This is a genomic window from Kitasatospora cinereorecta, from assembly GCF_024172095.1.
GTDB lineage: Bacteria > Actinomycetota > Actinomycetes > Streptomycetales > Streptomycetaceae > Kitasatospora > Kitasatospora cinereorecta.
In genome coordinates, this window is sequence record NZ_JAMZDX010000001.1 from 310,132 (window position 1) to 334,952 (window position 24,821).

The window sequence follows — 24,821 nt, forward strand, 5'->3', positions numbered from 1 at the left end:
CGGTCGGCCGCGCCGCCCGTCAAGGCCCGTGCACGGCGTACGGACGGGGCGGGCGCGGGGGCGGCGCGGCGTGGGCGCGAAGCGGGCGCGGGGGCGGCGCGAGGGGCGGGCGCGGCCGGGCCGAGAACGCCTCCGTGAGATCTCCTCAAGCGGACGGCAGTGCTGCTAACGTGCGGGTGCTGAATCGACCCGCCACTCGGCGCGCGTCCCAGGAGGGCTGGCATGGTCCACCTCATCGGGCAGATCACCCCCGGCTTCCGGCCGGGCGGCGCCCCCGGACCGCTGCGCCGCGTCCGGGCCCGCGCCGGCCTGCCCGACGCCCCCGTCCGGGTCCCGGCCGTCCGCCGCGAACCCACCGCCTCCGAGACCGGCGAACTCCTCATCACCCACGGCGCCGACGGCCGCGCCGCCACCATCCAGTGGCAGCGCCCCGGCGGCCCCGCCATCCGCCTGGAACCCCCCTACCGCCTCGACCGCGTCGACCTCAAGGGCTCCTACCGGGCCCGCCTCCACGGCCTCACCGCCGGCATCCGCCTGGTCTGCCGCGACCACTCCCCCCTCTTCCTCATCGCCCCCCGCCAACTCCCCGTCCTCGCCCTCGCCGCCGCCACCTCCCGCACCACGCTCCCGTAGGCCCGGTCGAATCTTCCTACCGCCGGTGCTACGTTTTTCGGTATGAGCACTCACGCGATGCCCAACCCCGAGCGGGCGACCAAGAGATCCGTCTCCCTGCCGGGCTCGCTGGTCGAGGAGATCGAGGAGCGCACGGGCAAGACCGGATTCTCGTCCGTGGTCTCCGAAGCCCTCGAGCAGTGGCTCGCCATGGCCAAGCTCCGTGAGGTGATCGAGGCGGACCGCAGGCACGGCCCCGTCTCCGAGGACGCGCGGCGATGGGCGGAGGACCAGTGGTCAGCAAGCGCCTGAAGGCCAAGGTCCGCCAAGGCGGGACGCTGGCCCTCGACGCCCAGGGGTTCTCGCTCCACATCGACTACGACGAGCGGCTCAAGGCCCTCGTCGAACTGGCGGAGCGGGACGGCGCGCGGGTCGTCCTGTCGGCCCTCACCCCGCTCGAGGTGCAGCGCTCCGGCCGGGCGGCCCAGCGCCGGGAGTTCCTGCTGTCCCGCTTCGACGTGGTGCCGGTCGGCGACCGGATCGTCGAGACGGCGGGGGCGCTGCTCCGGGAGAGCGGACTGGACGGCCACGAGTGCCTGGTGGACGCGGTCGTGGTCGCCACCGCGGCGTCGGGCCTCGCCCCGGTGCGGCTGGTCACCTCGGACCGCTCGCACATCCCCCTGCTGTGCAAGGCCGCGGAGAAGCTTCCCGGCGAGCCGTCGGTGAAGCTCATCGTCGTCTGACCCCCGGACAGCGACCGTGCCCCCGCCCGCCGATCGGCGAGCAGGGGCACGGGTCCGCCGGAGCGGGGGTTACTTGGCCGCGGCGGCGGACTGGAGGAGCTGGGGGGTGACGGCGCCGGCGAAGATGCGGCCGTCGTCGGTCAGCAGGACGTTGACCACGTGGGTGCCGACCAGGGTGCCGCCGGGGACGGACTTGCCGAGGGACTTGGCGATCGACGGGAGGCCCTGCGGGGCGTCGCCGGACTTGCCGGTGGCGGGGGCGCCGGTGGGCGAGGAGAGGGAGAGGACCGAGGTCCAGCCCTCGCCGATCACCTTGGGCTGGGCGCCCTTGCCGTCCGGGAGGCCCTTCGGGAGTTCGCCGACGCCCGGCAGGGCGTGCTCGGCCGCGCCCTTGCCGCCGTCCTTGCCGTCGGCCTGCTGCTCGGTCACCTTGGCGCCCTTGGGCGGGGTGAAGGAGAAGGTCGAGGCGGCCGGCGCGGCGAAGGAGACCGAGCTGAAGTGGGCATCCAGCACCTTGGTGCCGTCCACCGAGCGGACCTGGACGCCGAGCGGCACCCCGCGCTCGGAGTCCACCGAGATCCGCACCTCGGCGACGGTCGACCCCTGCTGCGCGGGCTTGACGCTCAGCCGGTACGCGGAGCGCCCGGCCACGCTCTCGGTGCCGTCGACCGTCACGGTGGTGGTCGCCGCACTGGCGGCCAGGAAGCGCTTGGCCAGCTCCTGCGGGGTGACCGACCCCATCGGGCCCATCGCACCCTTGGCGTCGCCCGCGTGCCCGGCGGACTTCGGGGCGGTCAGGTGCAGCGCCTCCTGGTGGGCGCCGTCGTAGGCCCACACCTGGTCGCCGTCGTGCACCAGCTGGTAGCCGGCCTTGTCGCCGAGCAGTTCGATCCGCTGCTTGTCGGGGCCGGCGGCGGCCACGTTCAGGGTGTGGTCACCGCCGAGCAGTTCGAGCGCCTTGGACTGCGGCGCGACCCCGGTGCCGCCGGAGCCGACCCCGCCGCCGGCGATCGCGCCGAGCCCGGAGCCGCCGAGGCCGGAGCCCCCGGCGAGGCTCAGCAACTGGGTCGGCAGGCCCAGGTCGGCGCTGACCCGCACCGTGCCGCTGAAGGTGTCGGTGTCGGCCGCCAGCACCTTGGCGACCAACTGCTCCGCCGAGACCTGCGGCAGGTTGGGTGCCGAGTCGCTGGCCAGCGCCGGCACCAGGCCGACCCCGGCTGCGGCGGCGGCCGCCACGGCCACCGGTAGCGCCACCCGGACCGCCGTCCGCCGGCGCGACTTCCACGGCGTCGTCTGCTGCTCCACCACGAACCCCTCCTCGCTGTCCCGCGCGCCCACCCGGCCCACGGCCCGTTCTTGCCCTTTCCATTACAGGCCCCCGCAAGGCCCCTGGCATCGGCCCGCAGGGCCACATCGGTGTACGCCTCGCGGCGCAGGCGACCCTGAGCCCGCCTCAGGGTCGCGTACTCCTCGGGGTGGAACCCGTTCACGTATCGTCACTGCATGACCGCATCGGACCTCCCGCAGCCCGCCCCCACCGCCAACGCGATGCGTCGCGCCCTGCGCCGCGCCAGGGACGGCGTGGCGCTGGACACCGCCGAGGCGGCCGTCCTGCTGCGGGCGCACGGTGCGGACCTGGCGGACCTGTGCGCGAGCGCGGCCCGGGTGCGGGACGCGGGGCTGGCGGCGGCCGGGCGGCCCGGGGTGATCACGTACTCGAAGAAGGTCTTCATCCCGCTCACCCGGCTCTGCCGGGACCGCTGCCACTACTGCACCTTCGTCACCGTGCCGGGGAAGCTGGAGCGGGCCGGGCACGGGATGTACCTGTCCCCGGACGAGGTGCTGGAGATCGCCCGTCAGGGCGCCGCGATGGGCTGCAAGGAGGCGCTGTTCACCCTCGGCGACCGTCCGGAGGACCGCTGGCCGCAGGCCCGCGCCTGGCTGGACGCGCACGGTTACGACGACACCCTGGCGTACGTGCGGGCGATGTCGATCCGGGTGCTGGAGGAGACCGGTCTGCTGCCGCACCTCAACCCGGGGGTGCTGGGCTGGACGGACTTCCAGCGGCTCAAGCCGGTCGCCCCCTCGATGGGGATGATGCTGGAGACCACCGCGACCCGGCTGTGGTCCGAGCAGGGCGGCCCGCACTTCGGTTCGCCGGACAAGGAGCCGGCGGTCCGGTTGCGAGTGCTGGAGGACGCCGGGCGCAGCGCCGTCCCGTTCACCACCGGGGTGCTGATCGGGATCGGCGAGACGTACGAGGAGCGGGCCGAGGCGCTGTTCGCGATCCGCCGGGTGGCCCGGCAGTACCACGGCGTGCAGGAGGTGATCGTGCAGAACTTCCGCGCCAAGCCGGACACCGCGATGCGGGCCATGCCGGACGCGGAGGCCGCGGAGCTGGCCGCGGCGATCGCGGTCGCCCGGCTGGTGCTCGGCCCGTCCGCCCGGATCCAGGCGCCGCCGAACCTGGTGGACGCCGAGTACGGGCTGATCATCGGCGCGGGCATCGACGACTGGGGCGGGGTCTCCCCGCTCACCCCGGACCACGTCAACCCGGAGCGCCCCTGGCCGCACATCGAGGAACTGGCGGCCCGCACCGCCGAGTCCGGCTTCGCCCTGCGCGAGCGGCTGACGGTGTATCCGGAGTACCTGCAGCGCGGCGAGCCGTGGCTCGACCCGCGGCTGCTGCCGCACGTGCGGGCGTTGGCCGACCCGGAGACCGGGCTGGCCCGGGAGGACGCCGTCCCGGCCGGGCTGCCCTGGCAGGAGCCGGAGGACCTGCCCGCCGCGTACGGCCGCACCGACCTGCACACCGCGATCGACACCGAGGGCCGCACCGGCGACCGCCGCGCCGACTTCGACGAGGTGTACGGCGACTGGGAGGCGCTGCGCGAGCAACTGCCCCGGCAGGGCGCGCCGGAGCGGGTCGAGGGCGACCTGCGGGCGGCGCTCGCGGTGGCCGCCGACGACCCGACCCGGCTGACCGACGCCCAGGCGCTCGCCCTGTTCGGGGCGGACGGCCCGGCCCTGGACGCGCTCTGCCGGATCGCCGACGACGTGCGCCGCGCGGCGGTCGGCGAGGAGGTGACCTACTGCGTCACCCGGAACATCAACTTCACCAACGTCTGCTACACCGGCTGCCGGTTCTGCGCCTTCGCCCAGCGCCGCACCGACGCCGACGCCTACACCCTCTCGCTCGACCAGGTCGCCGAGCGGGCGGCCCAGGCCTGGGAGGTGGGCGCCACCGAGGTCTGCATGCAGGGCGGCATCCACCCGGACCTGCCCGGCACCGCGTACTTCGACATCGCCCGAGCGGTGAAGGCCCGGGTGCCCGGCATCCATGTGCACGCCTTCTCGCCGATGGAGGTGGTCAACGGCGCGACCCGGACCGGCCTGTCGATCCGGGACTGGCTGCAGCGCGCCAAGGAGGCCGGCCTGGACACCATCCCGGGCACCGCGGCCGAGATCCTGGACGACGAGATCCGCTGGGTGCTCACCAAGGGCAAGCTGCCCGCCGCCACCTGGGTCGACGTGGTCACCACCGCCCACGAGCTGGGCATCCGCTCCTCGTCCACGATGATGTACGGCCACGTGGACACCCCGGCGCACTGGCTCGGGCACCTGCGGCTGCTGGCGGAGATCCAGCAGCGCACCGGCGGCTTCACCGAGTTTGTCACGCTGCCGTTCGTGCACACCAACGCGCCGGTGTACCTGGCCGGGATCGCCCGGCCCGGCCCGACCGCGCGCGACAACCGGGCGGTGGTGGCGATGGCCCGGCTGCTGCTCCACCCGCACATCCCCAACATCCAGACCAGCTGGGTGAAGCTGGGCGCGGAGGGCGCGGCCGAGATGCTCCGCTCGGGCGCCAACGACCTGGGCGGCACGCTGATGGAGGAGACCATCTCCCGGATGGCCGGGTCCTCGTACGGCAGCTACAAGTCGGTCCGCGACCTGGAGGCGATCGCCGAGGCCGCCGGCCGCCCGGCCCGGCAGCGCACCACCACCTACGGCGTGGTGGAGCCCGAGCGCCGGGCCGCCGCGCTGGCCTCCGACGGGCACCTGCCGAGGCTGCTGCCGGTCCTGGACTGAGCGCGCGGTCCGCCGGGCGCGGGTGGTGGTGATGGGCGGGAACGGTAGAGATCGCGCGTTCGACCCCGGTGACCTGCGAATCTCCCCGATACAACAAAGTGTTGACGATCTGTCGTTCGACTCCGCCCCTGGATTCGTCGAGGTCTTCGAATACAGTGCACCCCTGTCAGGACCCCGACGAAAGGCAGCGCTTCGTGATGCCCCTGTGGTCACGCGCCCAGCAGCAGGAGTTCCGCGGCCGGGTGCGCGGTTGCCTGCTCGGCGGGGCGATCGGGGACGCGCTCGGCGCCGGCATCGAGTTCGAGCCGCTCGAGCAGATCCGCGCCGCCCACGGCCCGCAGGGCGTCACCGGCTTCGTCCCCGCGTACGGGCGGCGCGGCACGGTCACCGACGACACCCAGATGTCCCTGTTCACCGTGGACGGGCTGATCCGGGCCCACATCAGCCGGGACGGCGGCGCCTGGCACCCGCCGAGCGACGTCCACCGGGCGTACCTGCGCTGGCACGCCACCCAGCACGACTGGGGACCGGACGAGCGCCGCCCCGACCTCGGCTGGCTCGGCCGCGAGGAGTGGCTGTACGCCCAGCGGGCGCCCGGACAGGCCTGCCTGTCCGGGCTCTCCGGCCCGGACGCCGACCGCCTCGGCACCCTCGACCAGCCGCGCAACCCGCACTCCAAGGGCTCCGGCACGGTGATGCGCGCCGCGCCGTTCGGCCTGCTCACCGCCTGGGACCCGGCGCTGGTGTTCCAGCTGGCGGTGGAGTGCTCGGTGCTGACCCACGGTCACCCCACCGGCTACCTGGCGGCCGGCGCCTTCGCCGTGGTCATCCACGCGGTGGCGCGCGGCGGCACGCTGGAGGAAGGCGTCCACCTGGCGCTGGCGCTGCTCTCCGAGCGGCCGCGGCACGAGGAGACCACCGCCGCCCTGCGCGCCGCCCTGGACGCGGTCCGCGCCGGGGCGCCCTCCGCCGAGCGGGTCGAGGAACTGGGCGAGGGCTGGGTCGCCGAGGAGGCGCTGGCGATCGGGCTGTACTGCGCGCTGGTCGCCGAGGACGTGAAGTCCGGCCTGCTGCTGGCGGTCAACCACTCCGGTGACAGCGACTCCACCGGCTCCATCTGCGGCAACCTGCTGGGCACCCTGCACGGCGAGACCGCCCTGCCGCCGGAGCTGGTCGCCGAGGTCGAGGGCCGGGGCACCCTGCTCCAGCTGGCCGACGACTTCGTCCTGGAGCTCGTGCACGGCCCGGAGCTGCACTCCGCGGCCCACTGGACCGAGCGCTACCCCGTCGGGGTCTGAGATACGCGGCGGTGCCCGCCGCAGGAGCTGTGGCGGGCACCGGGAAGCGCGCGGGACCGATCAGACCTCGCCGAAGGCGCCCGAGGCGGCCTCCGCGGCGAACGCGGCCCAGGCCTCGTTGGAGAAGCGCAGCTGCGGGCCCTGCGGGTCCTTGGAGTCGCGGACCGCGATCGACGCGGTGTCCGGGACGGCGATCTCTACGCACGCACCGTTGCCGCCGCTGTAGCTGCTCTTGCGCCAGACCAGGTTGCTCGTGGACTTGCTCATTTCATGAACTCCTCGGCATAGGTGTGTATCAGTGACCGGCTCTCCGTGACGCTGAGCGCCGCGGCCCGCAGGTGGTCGTACAGATTGGTATAGCGACGGACGTCCGCGTCCTTCTCCAGGTAGAGATCACTCGTCACTCCTTCGAAGTAGACGACCGTCGAATCCGCACTTTCCGGGAACTCCATGAGGGAGAATGTCCCGGTCATCCCGGGGTGCGCGCCGTGGTTGAACGGGATGACCTGCAGGTTGATGTTCGGGCGCTCGCTCAGCGCCAGCAGCTGGAAGAGCTGATCGGACATCACCTGGCGCCCGCCCACCTCCCGCTTGAGCACCGCCTCGTCTATGACCACCCAGAGGCTGCCGAGCTGGTCCTCGCCGTGTATCCGGTGCTGGCGCTTGAGCCGCACCTCGACCCGCCGCTTGATCGCGGTCGGATCGGTGTCCGGCTGGGTGCCGGCGACCACCGCCTCCGCGTACTCGCGGGTCTGCAGCAGGCCGGGGACGAACGAGGATTCATAGGCACGAATCGACGACGCCTCCGCCTCCAGCCCGATGTACACGCTGTAGGGGATGTCGCCGAACTCGTGCCACCAGCCGCGCTGGCGCGACTCCCGGGCCATCTCCATCAGCCCGGCCCGGACCCGCTCGTCCTCCACCTCGTAGACGTCGCACAGGTCCCGGACGTCCCGCTGGCTGATGCTGCGTCGGCCGTTCTCCAGCCGGCTGATCTTGGACTGGGAGACCATCAGGCGGCCGGCGACCTCCTCGGCCGTCATTCCCCTCAGTTCGCGCAGCCGGCGCAGCTCGGCTCCGAGCCGACGGCGGCGCACCGTGGGATTGACGCTGGCGGACACATCGACCTCCGGCCGTACCTCTGGCAACAGTGCGGAAATTGGTACCAACCCCCCTGACGTGGAGCAGCATGCCATCTCACCTGCGGTCCGTGCCCGGAAATCGCGAGAGCGCAGTAGGACAGATCATCGGAAAACCGTCTATACGGGACGCCGGCCCTTGCGTCCGCCGTCGTGGGACGGTAATGGGACCAGGCGTGCCAACGGTCCTGCGCGTACACCCGGAATGACCGGAAATGACCGGGACGGGCGGAAACGGCCGGGAACGACCGGGGGCGGCCCCTCCGGCGCCTGAGCGCCGGGCGGACCGCCCCGGGAAGTGCACTGCCGGCTATCGGTGTGCGCCGATCATCGCGCGCCCACCTGCGTGGCCACACCACGCGTCCCGGCCGCCGGCCGACCGGCCACCGGACGGCTGCCCGGTGCCGGGCCCGAGCGCGACTGCTGAACGGGCAGACCGTTCTGCACGTCCATCACCGCGTGGGCGACCATTCCGCCCAGCGGGTCGTACCGGATCAGGTCCCGCAGCCGCGACCGCGACGACCTGCCCTCGTTGCCCGGATAGAGGTGCTTGCCCAGGCCCACCGCGTGCGCCAGCGCGGCCAGCGCCGCCGTCCGCGGGTCCGGCGGCACGCCGGTGCGGATCGCGGTGTCCAGTCGCTGCTTGATCGCGGCGTTGGTGCAGTCGTCGGACGCCTGGTACCGCGTCGTCGGCAGCACCCCGCACACCTGACCGGCCACCGCCGTCACCATGCCGCACCGTTCCAGGTGCGCCAGGTACGTCTGGCGCAGGCCCAGGCGCGGGCCACCGATCCAGTGCGCGGCACGGACCGGACTGCCGCGTCGGCGCAGCAGCTCCAGTGCGTGGTCCAGAGTGGGGTCGCCGGTCGGCCGCGGTACCACCACGGCGATCCGGTCCCCGTCCGGGACTATCCTTCCGGCCAGGGACAGCTCCACGAGCTGTGCCCCGGCGAGTCCGAGATCGAGGGTCTGCGGCTGCGCCGTGGTGCCCGTGGCCGGGTCCAGTGCGAGCAGCAAAAGCTCCTCGGGAATTGTTCTGCGGCTCCTGCCCATCCAAGCCTCCCCGCGTGGATGAATGACAGCGTGACGCCTCTCACACAGGCTTGTCGAGTACGCCTCCGAATCGTGACCTTGCGCAGGACAGCGGGGAACCACCGTCCGACGGCCCGGCGTCTGACCCTGGGACGGGCCGGACGGGGATGAAAACCGCCGGTCGGGCGGGGTACGGCCGGTGGAACGGCCGGATGTGCCGGAGACTGTACAGGGACCGGGGCGCGTCGAGAACATCTCGCGAACCTTCGGGAAAAAGGCAGCGCGTGCGAGCGGGTCGGCTGCGGGCCGGACCGACGAGGAGGATGGGTAGTGGGCGAGTCCCCCGACAGGGAGCGGCAGACGGGCGAGGCGGGGCAGGAGAAGCCCGAAGCGCCCGAAGCGCCCGAGTCCGGCGAGGCCGGCACGGCGTCCGCCAACTCCACCGTGCAGCTGCGCGTCCGCGATGCGGACACCCGCACCACCACCCTCCGGCTGCCGACCGACCAGGCCACCACCGCCCTCCGGCTGCCCGCGGACAACGCCACCACCCAGCTGCGGCTGCCGCCGAAGGCGACCGCCGGAGACGACTCCGCGGGTGCGGAGGAGGACGCCGCGGAGGCCCCGGCGGGCTCCAAGACCGCCTGGGCCACCGCGGCCGCCGCCGCGCCGGCCGCGAAGTCCGCGAAGGCGGACAGCGGCGGCGACGCCCCGGCCGAGGCTGCCGAGGTCGCCGACGATGCGGCAGATCCCCAGGTCGAAGCAGACGCCGGGAGCGAGGCCGCGGCCCCGGCGTCCCGTCCGTCCACCGTCGAGGGGACGGCGGACGCCGAGGCGCCGGAGGGTGCCGACGCGCCGTCCGAGGAGACCGGCGGCTCCGACGGCAGCGACCACGCCGACGATGCCACCGGCGATGCCGACGCCGCCGAGGAGGACGGCCCGGCCGACTCCGACCGGGCCGCGCCGGCCGGGTCCGAGGCTGACAACGAGGCATCCGAGACCGCTGAGGCGTCCGACCGGCCGACCGGGGTCGATCCGCGTCTCGCCATGCGGGACAGCCGGGAGGTGGCCGGCGCCGGACTGAAGGCGACCGACAAGCCGGCCCGCGGCACCGTCCCCGAGCCGCCGCCCGCACCCGTCCCCACCCCGGAGCCCGACCCCGAGCCCACCCCGGAGCCCGAGCCGACTCCTGACCCCGAGCCGACTCCCGAGCCCGAGCCGGACCCGCGGCCCGAGCCGCCCGTCCCCGGCCCGAAGCCCGCGCCCGCCCCCACGCCGGCACCGATCCCGCCGCCGCCCCCGCCGCTGCCGCTCCCCGACCCGGCGCCGCTCCCCGCGCCCGCACCCCCGTTCGCGTCAGCACCCCCGTCCGCGCCCGTTCCTCCGCCCGCGCCGGCCCTGCCGCCCGCGCCGGAGAACACCATCGAGGCGATGGAGGTGCTGTCCCTCCTCAGCGCCCGCCCGATGACGCCGCTGCGGCGCGCGGCCAAGCGGATCACCATCTGGTCGCTGTTCCTGGCGTTCGTCCTCGGCGTCGTCGTGGTGGCCCAGCTGCTGCGCCCGCTGCCGGACGCGAAGACCCGGCTGAGCCTGGCCGACGCGTACACCTTCTCCGGTGACGCGCTGAACGTCCCGTGGCCGGCGAAGGGTCAGGCGGCGGCCGAGGTCGTCGGCGTGGGCAGCCTGGGCAGCTCCGGCCAGGAGACCCCGGCGTCGATCGCCAGCGTCACCAAGGTGATGAACGCCCACCTGATCCTCCAGGCGCACCCGCTGAAGAAGAACGAGACCGGCCCGCTGATCACGATCGACAAGCAGGCCGCCCAGGAGTCGTCCAACGCGGACGAGTCCAAGGTCACCCTGGTCGAGGGTCAGCAGCTCAGCGAGTACGAGGCGCTGGAGATGCTGATGCTGCCGTCCGCCAACAACGTGGCCCGGCTGCTCGCCCGCTGGGACTCCGGCAGCGAGGACGCGTTCGTCAAGAAGATGAACGACACCGCCGCCTCGCTCGGCATGACCAACACCACCTACGTCGACCCGGCCGGCTACAACCCGGACACCAAGTCGACCGCCAAGGACCAGCTGAAGCTGGCCGAGCAGGTGATGAAGAACGACGTCTTCCGCCAGGTGGTCGCCGAGCCGGACACCAACTTCAAGGGCCAGCGGATCTTCAACACCAACGCGCTGCTGGGCAAGAACGGCAACATCGGCGTGAAGACCGGCTCGTCCACCCCGGCCGGCTCCTGCCTGATGTGGGCGGCGTACAAGGAGATCGGCGGCGTGAAGCGGCTGGTCCTGGGCGTCACCCTGGGCCAGCCGGCCACCAAGGAGGAGCCCAGCCTGGTCCGGGCGGCCCAGCCGGTCAGCCAGAAGATCAACGCCGCCGCGCAGTCCGTACTGACCGGTCAGACCCTGGCCAAGCAGGGCGACGTGGTCGGCTACGTGGACGACGGCCTCGGCGGCCGGGTGCCGGTGGTCGCGGGCAAGGACCTGACCGTGGCCGGCTGGTCCGGGATCACCGCGAAGCTGGTGCTCACCCCGACCGGCAGGCTCGGCCACACGGCCAAGGCCGGCACCCAGGTCGGCACGCTCGCCGCCGGCGACGGGGACGGCCGGGTGGAGGTCCCGGTCACCCTGCAGAGCGACCTGGCCCCGCCGTCGATCATGTCCCGTCTGCTGCGGATCCTCTGAGCCCCGATCGTCCGAGCCCCGACGAGCCCACGCCCGGCGCGTGGGGGACGGCCTCAACCGGCCGGCCCCCACATGCCGGGCTCGTTCCGGGTGCCCAGGTACCGGACCACAGCGGGCTCCTCCGCGATCACCCGGCCCAGCACCAGCGCCAGCGTCACCGCGGTGAACAGCACGATCAGCCAGGACAGCATGGTGAACACCACCCCGTACGGTCCGAACCGGTCCACCGCCCGGGACATCGCCGCCGGCAGGTAGACCTTCGAGGCGACGCCCACACCCACCTCGGCCGCCCCGCACAGCAGCGCACCCGGCAGCAGCGGCCACCAGCGCACCCGGGAGCCCAGCAGCAGGTGCTGCGTCCACCACCAGAGCAGCGTGGACGCCACGAACAGCAGCGGGATACCGAGCCACAGCCCGACCCCGAACCCCTTGCGCATCGGCACCTGGACGACCAGGAACACCAGCCACACCAGCAGCCACACCAGCCAGCGCCAGGCGGCCACCCGGGTGCCACTCCTGGGCACCTCCCACGCCCGCTCGCAGACCCGCTGCAGGGCCCGGCTGAGCGCCGTCGCCGACAGCAGGGTGACCAGGATGCCGACCACGCCGAAGCTCTGCGCGATCTCGTCGTGCCCGGCCGACATCAGCTGCTGCATCTGGGTCTGCGCCGGGCCCTGCAGCCCGAGCTGCTCACGCATCGAGCTGGTCACGCCGTGGCGGATGGTGGCGGGCGCGAACACCGCCACCACGAACAGGGCCGGGAGTGCGCTGAGGAAGGCCTGGGCGGCCAGCCGGGTCGCGTTGTCCAGCAGGTTCACCCGGAGGAACTGGCTCAGGGCCCGGCCGACCAGCGGGATCCGCTCCGGCATGGCCTTCGCCTCGGCCGCCATCCGGTCGGCCCGCTCACGTGCGCGCGACCAGCGGCCGGGCTCCTTCGGAGTGCCGTCGGGCGGGTTCGTCACGGGCACCTCCGGGGCCGGGTGGTCCCATCCTCACCCGACCCCTCGGGCCCCGCACCCGCACCCGGGACCCGGCCGATCCCCCGTTCGGCCGATGGCCGGGGCTACTTCTTGCCGGTCAGCTTCTGCACCCGCGCGCCGACGCCCCACACGGTGACCCGCCAGAGCGCCTCGACGACGATGTTGCGGCTCATCTTGGACGCGCCGTGCTCGCGCTCCACGAAGGTGATCGGCACCTCGGAGACCTTGAAACCGGCCTTCACCGAACGCCACGCCAGGTCGACCTGGAAGCAGTAGCCCTGCGAGGCGACCTCGTCCATGCCCAGACCCAGCAGGGTCTCCTTGCGGAAGGCGCGGTAGCCGCCGGTGACGTCCCGGATCGGGACGTCCAGCAGCAGCCGGGAGTACAGCGAGCCGCCCTTGGAGAGCAGCTGGCGGTGCGGCGGCCAGTTGACCGTGCCACCGCCCGGCACCCAGCGGGAGCCCAGCACCAGGTCGGAGGTGCGCAGCGCGGTCAGCAGCCGCGGCAGCTCCTCGGGCTGGTGCGAGCCGTCCGCGTCCATCTCCACCAGCACGTCGTAGCCGGCGTCGATGCCCCAGCGGAAGCCCGCCAGGTAGGCGGCGCCCAGCCCCTCCTTGCCCTTGCGGTGCATGACGTGGACGTGGGTGTCCTCGGTGGAGAGCTTGTCGGCGATGTCGCCGGTGCCGTCCGGGCTGTTGTCGTCGGCGACGAGGACGTGGACCTCGGGCACGGCCGCCCGCACCCGGGAGACGATGCGCTCGACGTTCTCGGCCTCGTTGTACGTCGGGATGATCACCAACACCTTGCCGAGGTCGGCGAAGGTGCTCTCCTGGGGGGCAGTCACGTCTGTGCCTTTCACGTCTGGTGTGGCGCGGGGGACTGGGTTGTCCCTCACGTCGGGTGCTGCCGGTCGCGCACCAGCAGCGTCACCGTAAGGCCGCGGACATGCCGGACCTCGGCCGGGGTGAAGACCGACCGTAGCGCCCTCGCCTGTTCCGCGGGGAGGTACTGGTACGGGTCATCGCTTGTGCCGATGGTAACGACCCACACGCGGGCCTCGTCACCGATGGTGTCCGCAGGAGCCCGGGACAGCACCGGGTAGAGGTCGTCGGCCTCGACCGCGGAGCGCGCCACGAACATCGGCCCGGGCGCGACGCCGCCCGGCAGATAGTAGGAGACACCCGGACCGACCATGGCCCACGCGACGTCCCCGGCCAGCGCCACCAGGCCGTCCCCGGGCCGGTAGCCGGCCGCGATCAGCCCCGCCGCGCCGCGGAAGTCGGTGGCCGAGTGCGCGGCCTCGGCCCGTACCTGCTCCTGCTTGGACAGCCCCAGCACGGCCGGTACCGCCACCAACCCCACCGCGACCCACACCACTCCTCTACGTCTTCTCCCCGTCGCCCCGCTTCTCCCGGTCGCCCCGCGCAGCAGCCCGGCCACCGCGCCGACCCCGCCCCCGGCCAGCACCGCCCACGTCGGCAGCGTGAAGAGCAGGTAGCGCTCCAGGAAGTAGGACGTCCCGCCCTGCGAGACCACCCACACCGCCACCACCGGCAGCCCGGCCAGCAGCAGCAACTGCACCGCGGCCGCCCGCCGCCCCGGCAGCACGATCGCCAGCAGCGCCAGCGCCAGGAAGGCGTACAGCACCCGGTGCGAGCCGAACAGCTCCTCCCAGAAGAACCGCAGGTCGTGCAGGTCCGGCCGGACCAGCCAGGACAGCTGCCGGTCCGACTGGGACCGGCCCAGCACCACCAGCGGCAGCGTCGGCAGCGCCGCCAGCGCCAGCGCTAGCGGGTACTGCCACAGCACCTGCGGTCGCCGTCGCGACGCGACCAGCACCATCGGCAGCTGACCGACCACCCCGACCAGCGACACCAGGTGCAGCAGCCCCGCCACCGCCGTGCACACCGCGAACGCCGCCCACCGACCCTTCGACGGCCGCTCCAGCACCCGCACCAGACACCAGACCCCCGCCGCGATTGCGCATGTCACCAGCGCGTACGCGCGGGCCTCCTGGGCGTACCGCGACACTATCGGCACCGTCGCCGGCAACAGCCCGGCCGCCAGACCCGCCACCCGGCTGCGGAACACGTGCTGCGCCGTCAACGCGGAGAAGAGAGCCGCACCCGCCATGGCGACGGCCGACAGCAGCCGCAGGGCGACGGGGGAGTCCCCGAACACCGCCATCCACCCGTGCAGCACCACGTAGTACGCGCCGTTGCTGGCGTCGACGTTCCCGAGCATCCCGAACAGCTCACCCAGGCTCCGGCCGCCCGCGCTCCAGCTCGACACCTCGTCCCGCCACAGCTCCGGCGTGCCGATCCGGTACAGCCCCACCAGCAGCATCACCGCCGCCGCCACCAGCCCGGGCCACACCCGGACCAGCATCCCCCGGACCCTCCGACGCCCCCGACGCCCACCGTCCCCGCCCGAGCCCCCGGCCCCCGGGCCGCCCGCCTCCGAGTCGCCCATGAGCGACAAGGCGTCGATTTCACCCATCTCGCCAGAATACGGGACACCCCGGCCCGCTCATCCCCGTCTCATCCGCTCCCCGCCCGTCGAAACGGGCCACCGGCGGCGTGGTGCGATCCGCTAGGCTGTCACCGGTCACTCGGCGATCACCGCTCTCCGGCACGATCACCGACCACCCGCGCCTCAGTAGCTCAGGGGATAGAGCACGGCTCTCCTAAAGCCGGTGTCGCAGGTTCGAATCCTGCCTGGGGCACAGCACAAGCGCAGGTCGAAGGCCCTCCGCCCACCCGGGCGGAGGGCCTTCGACGTATCCGGACCCGGCCGCCCGGACGCGGCAGGGGATCGTCAGGGCTTGCGACGGCTGGCGATCAACCAGCCGAGGGCGGCGCCGACCAGGAGGGTGACGGTCAGGACCAGCCAGAGGGGGAGGGTGACGCTGGCGACCCAGAGGGTCACCTCGACCGACTCGGTGTTGGCGGCGATGAACCACACCGCGATGACGGCGAGGACGCCGAACCCGATGGTGCGCATCCGCACGTTGCGGCCGTGGACGGTGACGCTCGACGGCCCATGCGACTGAGAGGTCTTCTCTGCCATGTGGCCATTATGTGTCGGTTTGGTCGGAGTTTCGCGGTCGAAGGGCGAGTTGGTGGCTGGAGGTCTCCCGGGGCGAGTCCTGCCCCGGGAGCGGCAGCGTCAGCGGCGGTGCTTGCCCGCGGTAACGGCGGGCGCCGGGTAGGGGATGCGCAGCTTGCGGGCCAGCGGTGCGACCGAGGCGCCGGCGCCGAGCGGGATGGCGAAGAGGAACAGCGAGAGCAGGACGGCCAGGGAGCCGACGGCGAGGCCGGCCAGGCTGCCGAACAGGGTGGCGCCGAAGCGGGTGGCGAGCCAGTGCGCGGCGAGGGCGCCGGGGGCGCAGGCGGCCGCGAGGGCGAGGTGGAGGGCGACCACGCGGCCGCCGTCCAGGCCACTGCGCGGCGCCGGGCGGCGGCCGGAGAGGTCGAGGGTGGCGTCGGGGTGGACCGGCGCGGGAGTGCGCAGGCGGCGGCCGAGGGCCCAGCCGGTGATCACGATGGAGAGCACGCAGGCCGTGGTGTGGGCGACCGCCATGCCGATGATGATCCAGCGCGGGGTGAGCAGCAGGTACGCGAGGCAGGACAGACCGGCGTTGGACCCGGTGGTGACCACCGTGAGCCAGAACGGGGTCCGGGCGTCGCCCATCGCGTAGAAGCCGCGGGCCAGCGCGTACTGGGCGCAGAAGGCGGGCAGGCCGAGCGCGAAGGCCATCAGGACCTGCGCGATGACCCAGGTGTCGGCGGCGCTCGAGCTGCCGTAGCCGTAGGCGACCGCGGTGATCTGCGGCGCCAGCGCGAAGAACAGCACGGCGGCCGTGACGATCATCGCCGCGGAGTTGCGCAGCATCTCCGACAGGTCGGAGCCGATCTTCGTCAGGTCGCCGGCGGTCGCGGCCCGGGACATGCCGGGCAGCAGCGCGGTGACCAGGGAGATGGTGATGACGCCCTGCGGGACCACGAACAGCTGGTACGCGTTGGTGTAGGCGAAGTTGCCCAGACCCATCTTCAGGCCGGCGTCGTGGGCCTGCTGGCCCGCACTGGTGGAGACCCGGGTGATCACGGCGAAGGCGAGCTGGGTGACCAGGACCAGCAGCAGTGCCCAGCTCGCGGAGCGCAGCGGGCGGGTGAGGCCGGCGCCCTTCCAGTCGAAGCGCGGCCGGAAGCGGAAGCGGGCCGAGCGCAGCGAGGGCAGCAGACCGAGCGCCTGGACCACGATGCCCAGGGTGGAACCGAGCCCCAGCAGCATGGTCATGCCCGGCGTCATCGACCCGGCGTCCTTGGCGTTGCCGCCGATCACCATGTAGAGGCCGAAGACGGCGATGGCGACCACGTTGTTCAGCACCGGGGTCCACATCATCGCGCCGAAGCGGTCGCGCGAGTTGAGCACCTGGCCGAGCAGGGTGAAGACGCCGTAGAAGAAGATCTGCGGCAGGCAGTACCGGGCGAAGGCGATGGTCAGGTCGCGCTGTGCGCCGTCGTAGTGCGAGTAGAGGTCGACGATGGCGGGCGCGGCCAGCCAGGCGCCGAGGGTGAGGACGACCAGCAGCACGCCGCAGAGGGTGAGCAGCCGGTCGGTGTAGGCGACGCCGCCGTCCTGGTGGGTCTGCGCGGCGTGCACCAGCTCGGGCACGAAGACCGAGGCCAGCGCCCCGCCGATGAGCATCATGTAGACGATGTTCGGCAGCGAGTTGGCGACGTTGAAGGAGTCGCCGAGCGGGCCGGTGGTCAGTGCGGCGACGATCATCGCGCTGCGGACGAAGCCGAGTGCGCGGGAGGCCAGCGAGCCCAGCGCCATGATCAGGCCGTTGCGGCCGGTCGAGGCGGTGGACGGGGCAGCAGTCGGGGTCGACTGACCGTCCTCGGACGAGGGGGCGACCTGGTCGGCGCCGGCCTGGGGGGCGGGGACGACCGGGGGGCCGGGGGGTACGGGCGGGACCGGCGGCTGCGCGTACGGCGACTGTCCGTAGCCGGGCTGAACGGGAACCTTCCCCAGCGCCAGCGTGGGCGGGTCGACGTACACAAAGGGGTCGGGGGACCCGTTCGTGTTGTGCATGGTCATCGGACCCCCGTCACTCGGTGCCCGTCCGGCGGCTCGTGGGTGTACGGAGTCGGTAGGTCCGGCCTCCTCGCTCGGGCGCGGGGTGCGCCCAGACGGAGCAGTCTGCCCTAACCGGGCACTCACTGGGGAGTCGGGTGCCGGGCGCGGATGATCTCGATCCGGCCGCGATCGGGGCCGTGACCTGCACCGCCGACCGTTCGATCACTGAATGGTGAACTGTTTGTCCGTAGATAGGCCGATTGTCGACCACGTCCGATCCCTCCCCCGGGGTTACGGTCCGTTGGTGTGATGTTGCTCACGAACCGTCAGGAGTCGTCACCGGGAGCCTTCGCGTCCGTCCCCTCACCTGCCAGGACGCGCTGGACCCTCGGTCGGGTTCTCCAGTCGATCCGGCGGATGTCGCGGAGCAGCGCGCCGGGGCGCCACAGCTCGATCGCGACCGTCACGCCGCCGAGCACCAGGCCCGCCGACAGCCAGCCGCCCAGCACGTCGCTGGGCCAGTGCACGCCGAGCGCGATCCGGGTCCAGCCCACCGCCAGCACGGCCAGCGCGGCCAGGGTGGCGGCGACCGACCGTCCGGTGCGGTTGGCCCGCGGCCAGAGCAGCGCCAGCAGGGCGCCGCAGGTGATCGCCGACGCCATGGCGTGGCCGGACGGGAAGGAGCCCCCGACGGCGGCGTGGGCCACCGGGTCGGCGAAGTGCGGTCGCGGCCGGTCGACCGCGGTCTGCTCGGCGGCGCCGAGCGCCCAGCCGATCAAGGCCTCGGCCGCCGCCCAGACGGCCAGCATCCGCGCGCCCTGGATCCAGAGCCAGCCCGCGGCCAGGCCCAGCAGGACCCGCATGGTGACCGTCCCGCCGATGTCGGCCAGCGTCTGCATGGACGCCGTCCAGGCCGAGTGCTGCCGGGCGAAGCCGTGCAGCGGCTCCACCCAGGCCCGGTCGAAGCGCACCAGCGGACCCCAGCCCGTCTCCACCAGCGCGAGCAGCACGCCGAGAAGTCCGGCACACGACAGCGCGAGTGCGGCACACCGGAGCAGGTTCCGGCGTTGGACTTGGTGGAGGGTCTCGGTCGACCCGGCCTCGAAGGGACGGTGCATGGCAGACACCTTCCCAGCGGAGGGCTCCGTTCCGGCGGTGTCGGGATAGCGATTCCGCATCGTTTGCGCGAAGGAGTCCGGGGCGGCGCACGGATGCGGCGCGTGTGCGCCGGTTCACGCTCGGTGAGGTCCGGATGAAAATCGGCAGGGTACTGCATCGGACCTGAAAATCTGAGCAACTTGGGAATGTTGTCCGATTTCTGTGCGTTGGATCGTTACGTGCTCGGCCACCTCCACAGAGCCCGGCACCAGCAGCAAGGGAGCAAGCATGGCCACCCGTGCCGTCGTTCGCGACAGGGCCGACCGGAGTCGCGCGGCCCGCCCGACCAACCTCGAGGCCGACCGCGACCTTGTCGGCATGTATCTCGACGAGATCGCCAGGACGCCCCTGCTCGATGCCGCCGAGGAGGTCGAGCTCTCGCTCCGCATCGAGGCCGGTGTGTACGCCCAGCACCTGCTGGACGAGGGGCCGCTCCCCGAGGGGGCGACCCGGGAGGAGCTGGAGGCGATAGCCGAGGACGCCGAGCGCGCCAAGGACGTCTTCATCCGGTCCAACCTGCGCCTGGTCGTCGCGGTGGCCCGGCGCTACCCGCGCAGCGGCCTGCCGCTGCTCGACCTGATCCAGGAGGGCAACGCGGGCCTGGTCAGGGCGGTGGAGAAGTTCGACTACTCGAAGGGCTTCAAGTTCTCCACGTACGCGACCTGGTGGATCCGCCAGGCGATCACCCGCTCGATCGCCGACCAGTCGCGCACCATCCGGCTGCCCGTCCACCTGGTCGAGGAGCTGGGTCGGATCCGGCGGGTGCAGCGGGAGAAGTCCAAGGAGCTGGGGCGCGAGCCCGAGCCGGCCGAGATCGCGGCCGAGCTGGACACCACCGAGACGCGCATCAAGGACGTGCTGGACTGGGCGCGCGACCCGGTCAGCCTGAACATGTCGGTCGACGACGAGGGCGAGACCCAGTTCGGCGACCTGGTGGAGGACACCGGCGCGGTCTCCCCGGAGGACGCGGTGATGGTGATGCTCCGCCGCGAGGAGCTGGACGACCTGATCGGCCGGCTCGACGACCGGACCGCCTCGATCATCCGCTCCCGCTACGGGATGGAGGACGGCCGCGAGCGGACGCTCACCGAGGTCGGCAAGCAGCACGGGCTGACCCGCGAGCGGATCCGGCAGATCGAGAAGCACGCGCTGGCCGAGCTGAAGAAGATCGCCGACCACGCGGGCTTCGAGGCCGCGTGATACCCGGGCCCCGGTGCGGCAGCGGCCGTCCGGGGCCCGCGCGCACCCGCGCGGCGAGGTGCGGGCCGCCCCCTAGGCTGGGCGGCCGGACGGAACGGAGAGGGCGGTCGGGGATGGGTGAGCAGGCGCCGGAGCGCGCGGACGCAGCGGCGGAGCCGGAGAGCAGTGCAGCGGAGCCGGGGCCCGATGCCCGGAAGAAGGCGCGGCTGGTGTTCGGGGATCCGCTGGAGCGGCCGAGCCGGGACGACACCGACCGGGGCTGGGGCGGCCGCCCGGGCGCCGAGGAGGGTGGGCGGGAGCGCGGGCTCGACTGGTACCTGAGCCAGCGGCCCCCGCACCACGGGGACTGAGGGCGTCCTCAGCCCTGGCGGACCAGGGCGTCGCGGATCTCGGTGAGCAGTTCGACCTCCTTCGCCTCGGCCTCCAGCGACTCCTCCTCGACGGTCTTGCGCTTGGCCATGAAGTGGTTGATGGGCAGGATGAGCAGGAAATAGACGACGGCTGCGGTGATCACGAAACTCAGTACGGCGCTGAGGACCGAGCCCCACAGGATGGGGATGCCGGACGTGGCGTTCCCGGAGCTGTCGACGGCGCACGGCCCCTTGAGGCAGGAGCGGTAGGTCGACAGGTCCTTGGTGCCGAACGCGCCGACGAGCGGATTGATCACGCCCTTCACAAAGGCGTTGATGATGTTGGTGAATGCGGCGCCGATGACGACCGCGACCGCGAGGTCGACCACATTGCCGCGAAGCAGGAATTCCTTGAAGCCCTTCATGCTGCGCTGAACTGCGTCAGCCCGGTGAGGTTACGGGTGAATTCCCGCCGGTCCGGTTGACGGCGCGGTGCAGCCCCCGTGCGGGGACGGGGGAGCCACCGGCGCGACGGGCGGAGGGGCCCCGGGGTGCAGCGGGCCCGCGGTGAGCGCGGTCGCGGCGGCCAGCAGCCCGGTGGCCAGCACTCCGGGTCTGCGGCGGACGGCCTGCCGCAGCCGGTGCCACCCGCCACCACCGCGGATCGGGGGGAAGAGCGGCACCCCGCGCCGCGGGGGCACGGCCGTCGGGGGCAGCGGGGGAGTGAGGTACGTGGTCACGGCGGACCGCCTTCCGCGCGGAGCGACTGCTCGCTGGTCGGGACCCGGACGGGTTCGTACCGGGTTCGTGCCCTCAGCGTGCGCCCGCCCGTCCCGTCCGGACAGCGGCCGGTGGATTCCTGTGGACAACCCGCCCCTGTGGACAACCGCCGTCACCCACGCGGGGGACATTCGGACCGGAAACGACGGAACCCGGCGGCGCAGAGGTGCGCCACCGGGTTCCGGAAGTCCGTCCGCAGCAGGTCAGCTCGCCGCCGGCGCGGACGCCGTGGAGCCGGCCGAGCCGGTCGAGGAGGTGCTGCTCGTCGACGCCGAGGAGGACGAGGACGACGTCGAGGAGCTCACCGAGCTGCTCGACGAGGAGCGGCTGTCGGTGCGGTAGAAGCCGGAGCCCTTGAAGACCACGCCCACGGCCGAGAAGACCTTGCGGAGCTTCCCCTGGCAGTCGGGGCACGTGGTCAGCGCGTCGTCGCTGAACTTCTGCACCGCCTCGAGGCCGTTGCCGCACTCGGTGCACTGGTACTGGTACGTGGGCACTTGCTCTTCCTCCTGCACTCCCCCTGGCACTCTCACCTGATGAGTGCTAACGATGGTCAATGATGCGGCATTCCGCCGGATCAGTCCAGCGCTCAACCGTGCGAGGCGGCGCCGGCCGGCTGCGGACGGAGCGGCACGCTCCTGGCCACGGTACGGGTCGCCGCGCTCGGGGCCACCAGCAGTCGCCGGAGAGTGACCAGCGCCACCAGGCCGAGCCCGGCGCCGACCATCGGCACCACGAAGCCGGCCGACGGGCCGCCGTGGTCGATCAGCTGGCCGGCGGCGGTGGAGCCGACCGCCAGGCCCAGGCCGATCGCGCCGGTCAGCCAGGTGAACGCCTCGGTCTTGGCGCCGTCCGCGACCAGGGTTTCGACCAGGGTGTAGCCGGTGATCAGGGTCGGGGCGATGGCCAGGCCGCAGAACAGGCCGGCGACGGCCAGCGCGGTCAGGTTGGGCATGGCCCACAGGGTGGAGCAGCCGAGCACCAGCAGGGCGTAGCAGCCGAGCATGCGCTGCCGGGCGGAGTGCTTCCAGGCGACCATGCCGTACAGCACGCCGGCCAGCATGGAGCCGCCGGCGAAGACGCCGTACACGGTGCCGCTCATGCCGGCCCGGCCGACCGACTCGGCGAAGGCGGTGACCGAGACCTGCATGGCGCCGAAGACGGTGCCGACGCCCAGGAAGGCGCCGACCAGCAGCCGGACGCCCGGGTTGGCCAGGGCGGAGGCGCGCTTGGTGCCGGCCTCGGGGGTCTTCAGGGCCGGGGCGGTGGAGCGCCGGGTGGCGAAGGCCAGGCCGCCGACCACGGTCAGCGCGGCCTCGGCGATCAGGCCGGCGGCGGGGGTGACGCCGGTGGCGATGGCGGTGGCCAGCACCGGGCCGACCACGAAGGTGAACTCGTCGGTGACCGACTCGAAGGCGAAGGCGGTGTTCAGGGTGGCCGGCCGGTCGGACAGCTTGGCGACCCAGCGGGCCCGGACCATGGCGCCGATCTGCGGGACCGAGGCGCCGGCCGGAACGGCGGCCAGGAACAGGGTCCACACCGGGGCGTGGCCGAGGGCCAGCGCGATCAGCGCGCCGACCGACAGCGCGTGCACCACGACGCTGGGGACCAGCACCGCGGCCTGCCCGTAGCGGTCGGCCAGCCGGCCGGTCTGCGGCCCGATCAGGGCCTGCGCGACGGCGGAGACGGCGGCCACCGCGCCGGCGACGCCGTACGAGCCGTTGGTGTCGAGCACCAGCAGCACGATGCCCAGGCTGAGCATCGCGTACGGCAGGCGGGCGGCGAAGGCGGGGACCAGGAAGGTCAGGGCGCGCGGAGTGCGCAGAAGGGTGCCGTAGCCGGCACGGGTGGGGTTGTCGACCGTCGGGCGGGCCGCCACGGTCGGTCCTCTCTGCTGCCTGGTAGCGCGGCCGGGGGTACGGGTGGGCCCCGACGGCGCCGAGAGTCGTCCTCTCGCGCGTCGACCGGGGTAGATACCGCGCCCGGGAAGGTCACCGGGCCACAGCCGCCGAGCGGTCGCGCCAACTCTGCATCAGGCAGATGTTGCGGGTTCAATCATTCGTGATGTCTGCCTTCATTGTAGCGGCCTCTAGCCAAAAATGCCTCTCAATGCAAGGTGTACATCCGACGAACCGTCAGTCCCGTGCTCACCGCCCGTACAGCCAGCCCGCCAGCTTGCCGCCCTTGTCCACCGCCCGCAGCCGCCGTTCGGCCGCCTCGCCCACCTCGTCGGTGGTGACCACCAGGAGTTCGTCGCCCTCGCGCAGCACGGTGGCCTTGTCGGGGACGAAGCTGCTGCCGTCGCGGACCACCAGGGTGACCGCGGCGCCCTTGGGCAGGCGCAGCTCGCTCACCTCGACGCCGGAGATCCGCGAGCCGCGGGCCAGCGCGACCGAGAGCAGGTGGCCGTGGAGCTTCTCCAACGGCGCGGACTCGATGTCCAGGTCCTGGCCGAGGTCGCCCTCGCCGATCCGCAGCCGGCGGGCCACCAGCGGCAGGGTGGGGCCCTGCAGCAGGGTGAAGACCACGACCAGGATGAAGACCACGTTGAAGACCTGCTGGGCGGCGGCCACCCCGGCCACCAGCGGGATGGTGGCCAGCACGATGGGCACCGCGCCGCGCAGTCCGGCCCAGCTGAGCAGGGCCTGCTCGCGCCAGGGGATCCGGAACGGGGTCATGGTGAGCAGCACCGAGGCGGGCCGGGCCACGAAGACCAGTACCGCGCCGACCACCAGCGCGGGCACCACGGCCGAGCGCATGGTGGCGGGGGTGCAGAGCAGGCCGAGGACCACGAACATGCCGATCTGGCCGATCCAGGCCAGTCCGTCGGCGAAGCCGCGGACCGCCGGGCCGTGCGGCAGCTTGGCGTTGCCGAGCACCACCGAGGCGATGTAGGCGGCCAGGAAGCCGGAGCTGTGCAGCAGCGCGCCGCCCGCGTAGGCGAGCACGATCAGCGCCAGCACGGCGATCGGGTAGAGGCCGGAGGAGGGCAGCGCGACCCGCCGCACGCCGTAGGCGCCGAGCCGGCCGACCGTGTAGCCGACGGCCGCGCCGACGATCAGCTCGACCAGGATGGTGCCGACCAGGACGTACCAGGGGTCGAGCTCGCCGGCGGTGGCGAAGGCCACCACCAGGATGACCACCGGCGCGTCGTTGAAGCCGGACTCGGCCTCCAGCAGGCCGGTCAGCCGCTTGGGCAGCGGCACCATCCGCAGCACCGAGAAGACCGCGGCCGCGTCGGTGGAGGAGACGATCGCGCCGAGCAGCAGCGAGGTGCGCCAGTCCAGCCCGACCAGCCAGTGGGCGCCGGCGGCGGTGACGAAGACGCTGATCGCCACGCCGACGGTGGCCAGCACGGTGGCGGCCGGCATCACCGGCTTGACCTCCTGCCACCGGGTCTTCAGGCCGCCCTCGGCGAGGATCACCACCAGGGCGGCGTAGCCGAGCACCTGGGTGAGTTCGGCGTTGTTGAAGCTGATGCCCACGCCGTTCTGGCCGAGGGCGACGCCGATGCCGAGGTAGATCAGCAGGCTGGGGAGCCCTGACCGGGTGGAGACCCGGACGGCGACCACCGCGACCAGCAGGATCACGGAAACCTCTAGGAGGAACTGGTTCAGGTGGTCAACGGTCACGCAGGGGCACCTCGAGGCAGGCTGGGGGCGGCTGACG

Annotated in this window: 23 protein-coding genes and 1 tRNA gene; 9 read left to right on the top strand and 15 right to left on the bottom strand. The window is 72.9% G+C overall.

Annotation, left to right across the window (positions count from 1 at the left end; translation table 11 throughout):
• Positions 1 to 222: 222 nt before the first annotated feature.
• From FHR36_RS01500 to FHR36_RS01510, 3 genes are read left to right on the top strand one after another with little or no spacing between them, the layout of a single operon-like run.
• Positions 223 to 633: a hypothetical protein gene (locus FHR36_RS01500; RefSeq protein ID WP_253793030.1), complete on the top strand. Its 411-nt coding sequence runs from the start codon at positions 223 to 225 to the stop codon at positions 631 to 633.
• Between the two features lie 42 nt (positions 634 to 675).
• Positions 676 to 924, top strand: coding sequence for a ribbon-helix-helix domain-containing protein (locus FHR36_RS01505; protein ID WP_253793031.1), 249 nt, complete (start codon positions 676 to 678; stop codon positions 922 to 924).
• Positions 891 to 1,355, top strand: a complete 465-nt coding sequence (locus FHR36_RS01510) for a PIN domain-containing protein (protein ID WP_253793032.1) — start codon at positions 891 to 893, stop codon at positions 1,353 to 1,355. Before FHR36_RS01505 ends, FHR36_RS01510 begins: the two co-directional genes overlap by 34 nt.
• Before the next feature lie 69 nt (positions 1,356 to 1,424).
• Here the strand turns inward: FHR36_RS01510 and FHR36_RS01515 are convergent, their stop codons facing one another.
• Entirely contained in the window at positions 1,425 to 2,663 is a 1,239-nt protein-coding gene (locus FHR36_RS01515; protein WP_253793033.1) for a LolA family protein, read from the bottom strand.
• A gap of 195 nt (positions 2,664 to 2,858) precedes the next feature.
• Here FHR36_RS01515 and FHR36_RS01520 point away from each other — a divergent pair, with 195 nt between their 5' ends.
• Both FHR36_RS01520 and FHR36_RS01525 read left to right on the top strand, forming a co-directional pair.
• Complete coding sequence (locus tag FHR36_RS01520) at positions 2,859 to 5,444, top strand: bifunctional FO biosynthesis protein CofGH (RefSeq protein ID WP_407660776.1); 2,586 nt, start codon at positions 2,859 to 2,861, stop codon at positions 5,442 to 5,444.
• A gap of 197 nt (positions 5,445 to 5,641) precedes the next feature.
• Positions 5,642 to 6,742 (top strand): ADP-ribosylglycohydrolase family protein, encoded by a 1,101-nt coding sequence (locus tag FHR36_RS01525; protein ID WP_253793034.1) that lies wholly within the window; start codon positions 5,642 to 5,644, stop codon positions 6,740 to 6,742.
• A 60-nt stretch (positions 6,743 to 6,802) separates the two neighbouring features.
• Here FHR36_RS01525 and FHR36_RS01530 read toward each other — a convergent pair whose 3' ends face one another.
• The 3 genes from FHR36_RS01530 to FHR36_RS01540 form a co-directional block, all read right to left on the bottom strand.
• On the bottom strand, positions 6,803 to 7,009 hold the full coding sequence (locus FHR36_RS01530) for a DUF397 domain-containing protein (RefSeq protein WP_253793036.1): 207 nt from the start codon (positions 7,007 to 7,009) through the stop codon (positions 6,803 to 6,805).
• Positions 7,006 to 7,863 carry a helix-turn-helix domain-containing protein gene (locus FHR36_RS01535; RefSeq protein WP_253793038.1) on the bottom strand — a complete coding sequence of 286 codons (858 nt, stop codon included), beginning with the start codon at positions 7,861 to 7,863 and terminating at the stop codon, positions 7,006 to 7,008. The genes FHR36_RS01530 and FHR36_RS01535 overlap by 4 nt, the downstream gene beginning before the upstream one ends.
• A 345-nt stretch (positions 7,864 to 8,208) precedes the next feature.
• Positions 8,209 to 8,934 carry a GOLPH3/VPS74 family protein gene (locus FHR36_RS01540; RefSeq protein ID WP_253793040.1) on the bottom strand — a complete coding sequence of 242 codons (726 nt, stop codon included), beginning with the start codon at positions 8,932 to 8,934 and terminating at the stop codon, positions 8,209 to 8,211.
• A 309-nt stretch (positions 8,935 to 9,243) separates the two neighbouring features.
• Here FHR36_RS01540 and FHR36_RS39795 point away from each other — a divergent pair, with 309 nt between their 5' ends.
• Positions 9,244 to 11,598, top strand: a complete 2,355-nt coding sequence (locus tag FHR36_RS39795; RefSeq protein WP_253793042.1) for a D-alanyl-D-alanine carboxypeptidase — start codon at positions 9,244 to 9,246, stop codon at positions 11,596 to 11,598.
• Between the two features lie 53 nt (positions 11,599 to 11,651).
• Here the strand turns inward: FHR36_RS39795 and FHR36_RS01550 are convergent, their stop codons facing one another.
• The 3 genes from FHR36_RS01550 to FHR36_RS01560 all read right to left on the bottom strand — a co-directional run bounded on the left by FHR36_RS01550 (position 11,652) and on the right by FHR36_RS01560 (position 14,967).
• The gene (locus FHR36_RS01550; protein ID WP_253793043.1) at positions 11,652 to 12,560 is read right to left on the bottom strand and encodes a YhjD/YihY/BrkB family envelope integrity protein; all 909 of its coding nucleotides are present in this window, start codon (positions 12,558 to 12,560) and stop codon (positions 11,652 to 11,654) included.
• Positions 12,561 to 12,661: 101 nt separating this feature from the next.
• Positions 12,662 to 13,423, bottom strand: coding sequence for a polyprenol monophosphomannose synthase (locus tag FHR36_RS01555; RefSeq protein WP_253793045.1), 762 nt, complete (start codon positions 13,421 to 13,423; stop codon positions 12,662 to 12,664).
• A gap of 47 nt (positions 13,424 to 13,470) precedes the next feature.
• Complete coding sequence (locus FHR36_RS01560) at positions 13,471 to 14,967, bottom strand: glycosyltransferase family 39 protein (protein WP_253793047.1); 1,497 nt, start codon at positions 14,965 to 14,967, stop codon at positions 13,471 to 13,473.
• A 264-nt stretch (positions 14,968 to 15,231) separates the two neighbouring features.
• On the opposite strand from FHR36_RS01560, the gene FHR36_RS01565 reads away from it, so the two are divergent.
• Positions 15,232 to 15,304, top strand: a tRNA-Arg gene (locus FHR36_RS01565).
• A 92-nt stretch (positions 15,305 to 15,396) separates the two neighbouring features.
• Here FHR36_RS01565 and FHR36_RS01570 read toward each other — a convergent pair.
• The 3 genes from FHR36_RS01570 to FHR36_RS01580 form a co-directional block, all read right to left on the bottom strand.
• Complete coding sequence (locus tag FHR36_RS01570) at positions 15,397 to 15,648, bottom strand: lipopolysaccharide assembly protein LapA domain-containing protein (protein WP_253793049.1); 252 nt, start codon at positions 15,646 to 15,648, stop codon at positions 15,397 to 15,399.
• Positions 15,649 to 15,747: 99 nt separating this feature from the next.
• Positions 15,748 to 17,679, bottom strand: a complete 1,932-nt coding sequence (gene murJ / locus FHR36_RS01575; RefSeq protein ID WP_253793051.1) for a murein biosynthesis integral membrane protein MurJ — start codon at positions 17,677 to 17,679, stop codon at positions 15,748 to 15,750.
• 311 nt (positions 17,680 to 17,990) lie between these two features.
• Positions 17,991 to 18,782, bottom strand: a complete 792-nt coding sequence (locus tag FHR36_RS01580; protein ID WP_253793053.1) for a phosphatase PAP2 family protein — start codon at positions 18,780 to 18,782, stop codon at positions 17,991 to 17,993.
• Between the two features lie 268 nt (positions 18,783 to 19,050).
• On the opposite strand from FHR36_RS01580, the gene FHR36_RS01585 reads away from it, so the two are divergent.
• Positions 19,051 to 20,022: a sigma-70 family RNA polymerase sigma factor gene (locus FHR36_RS01585; protein ID WP_253793054.1), complete on the top strand. Its 972-nt coding sequence runs from the start codon at positions 19,051 to 19,053 to the stop codon at positions 20,020 to 20,022.
• 113 nt (positions 20,023 to 20,135) lie between these two features.
• Entirely contained in the window at positions 20,136 to 20,372 is a 237-nt protein-coding gene (locus FHR36_RS01590) for a hypothetical protein (RefSeq protein WP_253793056.1), read from the top strand.
• 8 nt (positions 20,373 to 20,380) lie between these two features.
• On the opposite strand, the gene mscL is transcribed toward FHR36_RS01590, so the two are convergent.
• The 5 genes from mscL to FHR36_RS01615 form a co-directional block, all read right to left on the bottom strand.
• Positions 20,381 to 20,797 (bottom strand): large conductance mechanosensitive channel protein MscL, encoded by a 417-nt coding sequence (mscL, locus tag FHR36_RS01595; RefSeq protein WP_253793058.1) that lies wholly within the window; start codon positions 20,795 to 20,797, stop codon positions 20,381 to 20,383.
• A 30-nt stretch (positions 20,798 to 20,827) separates the two neighbouring features.
• The gene (locus FHR36_RS01600; RefSeq protein ID WP_253793061.1) at positions 20,828 to 21,112 is read right to left on the bottom strand and encodes a hypothetical protein; all 285 of its coding nucleotides are present in this window, start codon (positions 21,110 to 21,112) and stop codon (positions 20,828 to 20,830) included.
• 243 nt (positions 21,113 to 21,355) lie between these two features.
• Positions 21,356 to 21,649: an FmdB family zinc ribbon protein gene (locus FHR36_RS01605; RefSeq protein WP_253793063.1), complete on the bottom strand. Its 294-nt coding sequence runs from the start codon at positions 21,647 to 21,649 to the stop codon at positions 21,356 to 21,358.
• A 92-nt stretch (positions 21,650 to 21,741) separates the two neighbouring features.
• The gene (locus FHR36_RS01610; protein ID WP_253793065.1) at positions 21,742 to 23,031 is read right to left on the bottom strand and encodes an MFS transporter; all 1,290 of its coding nucleotides are present in this window, start codon (positions 23,029 to 23,031) and stop codon (positions 21,742 to 21,744) included.
• Between the two features lie 268 nt (positions 23,032 to 23,299).
• Entirely contained in the window at positions 23,300 to 24,784 is a 1,485-nt protein-coding gene (locus FHR36_RS01615) for a potassium/proton antiporter (RefSeq protein WP_253793068.1), read from the bottom strand.
• Positions 24,785 to 24,821: the final 37 nt, after the last annotated feature.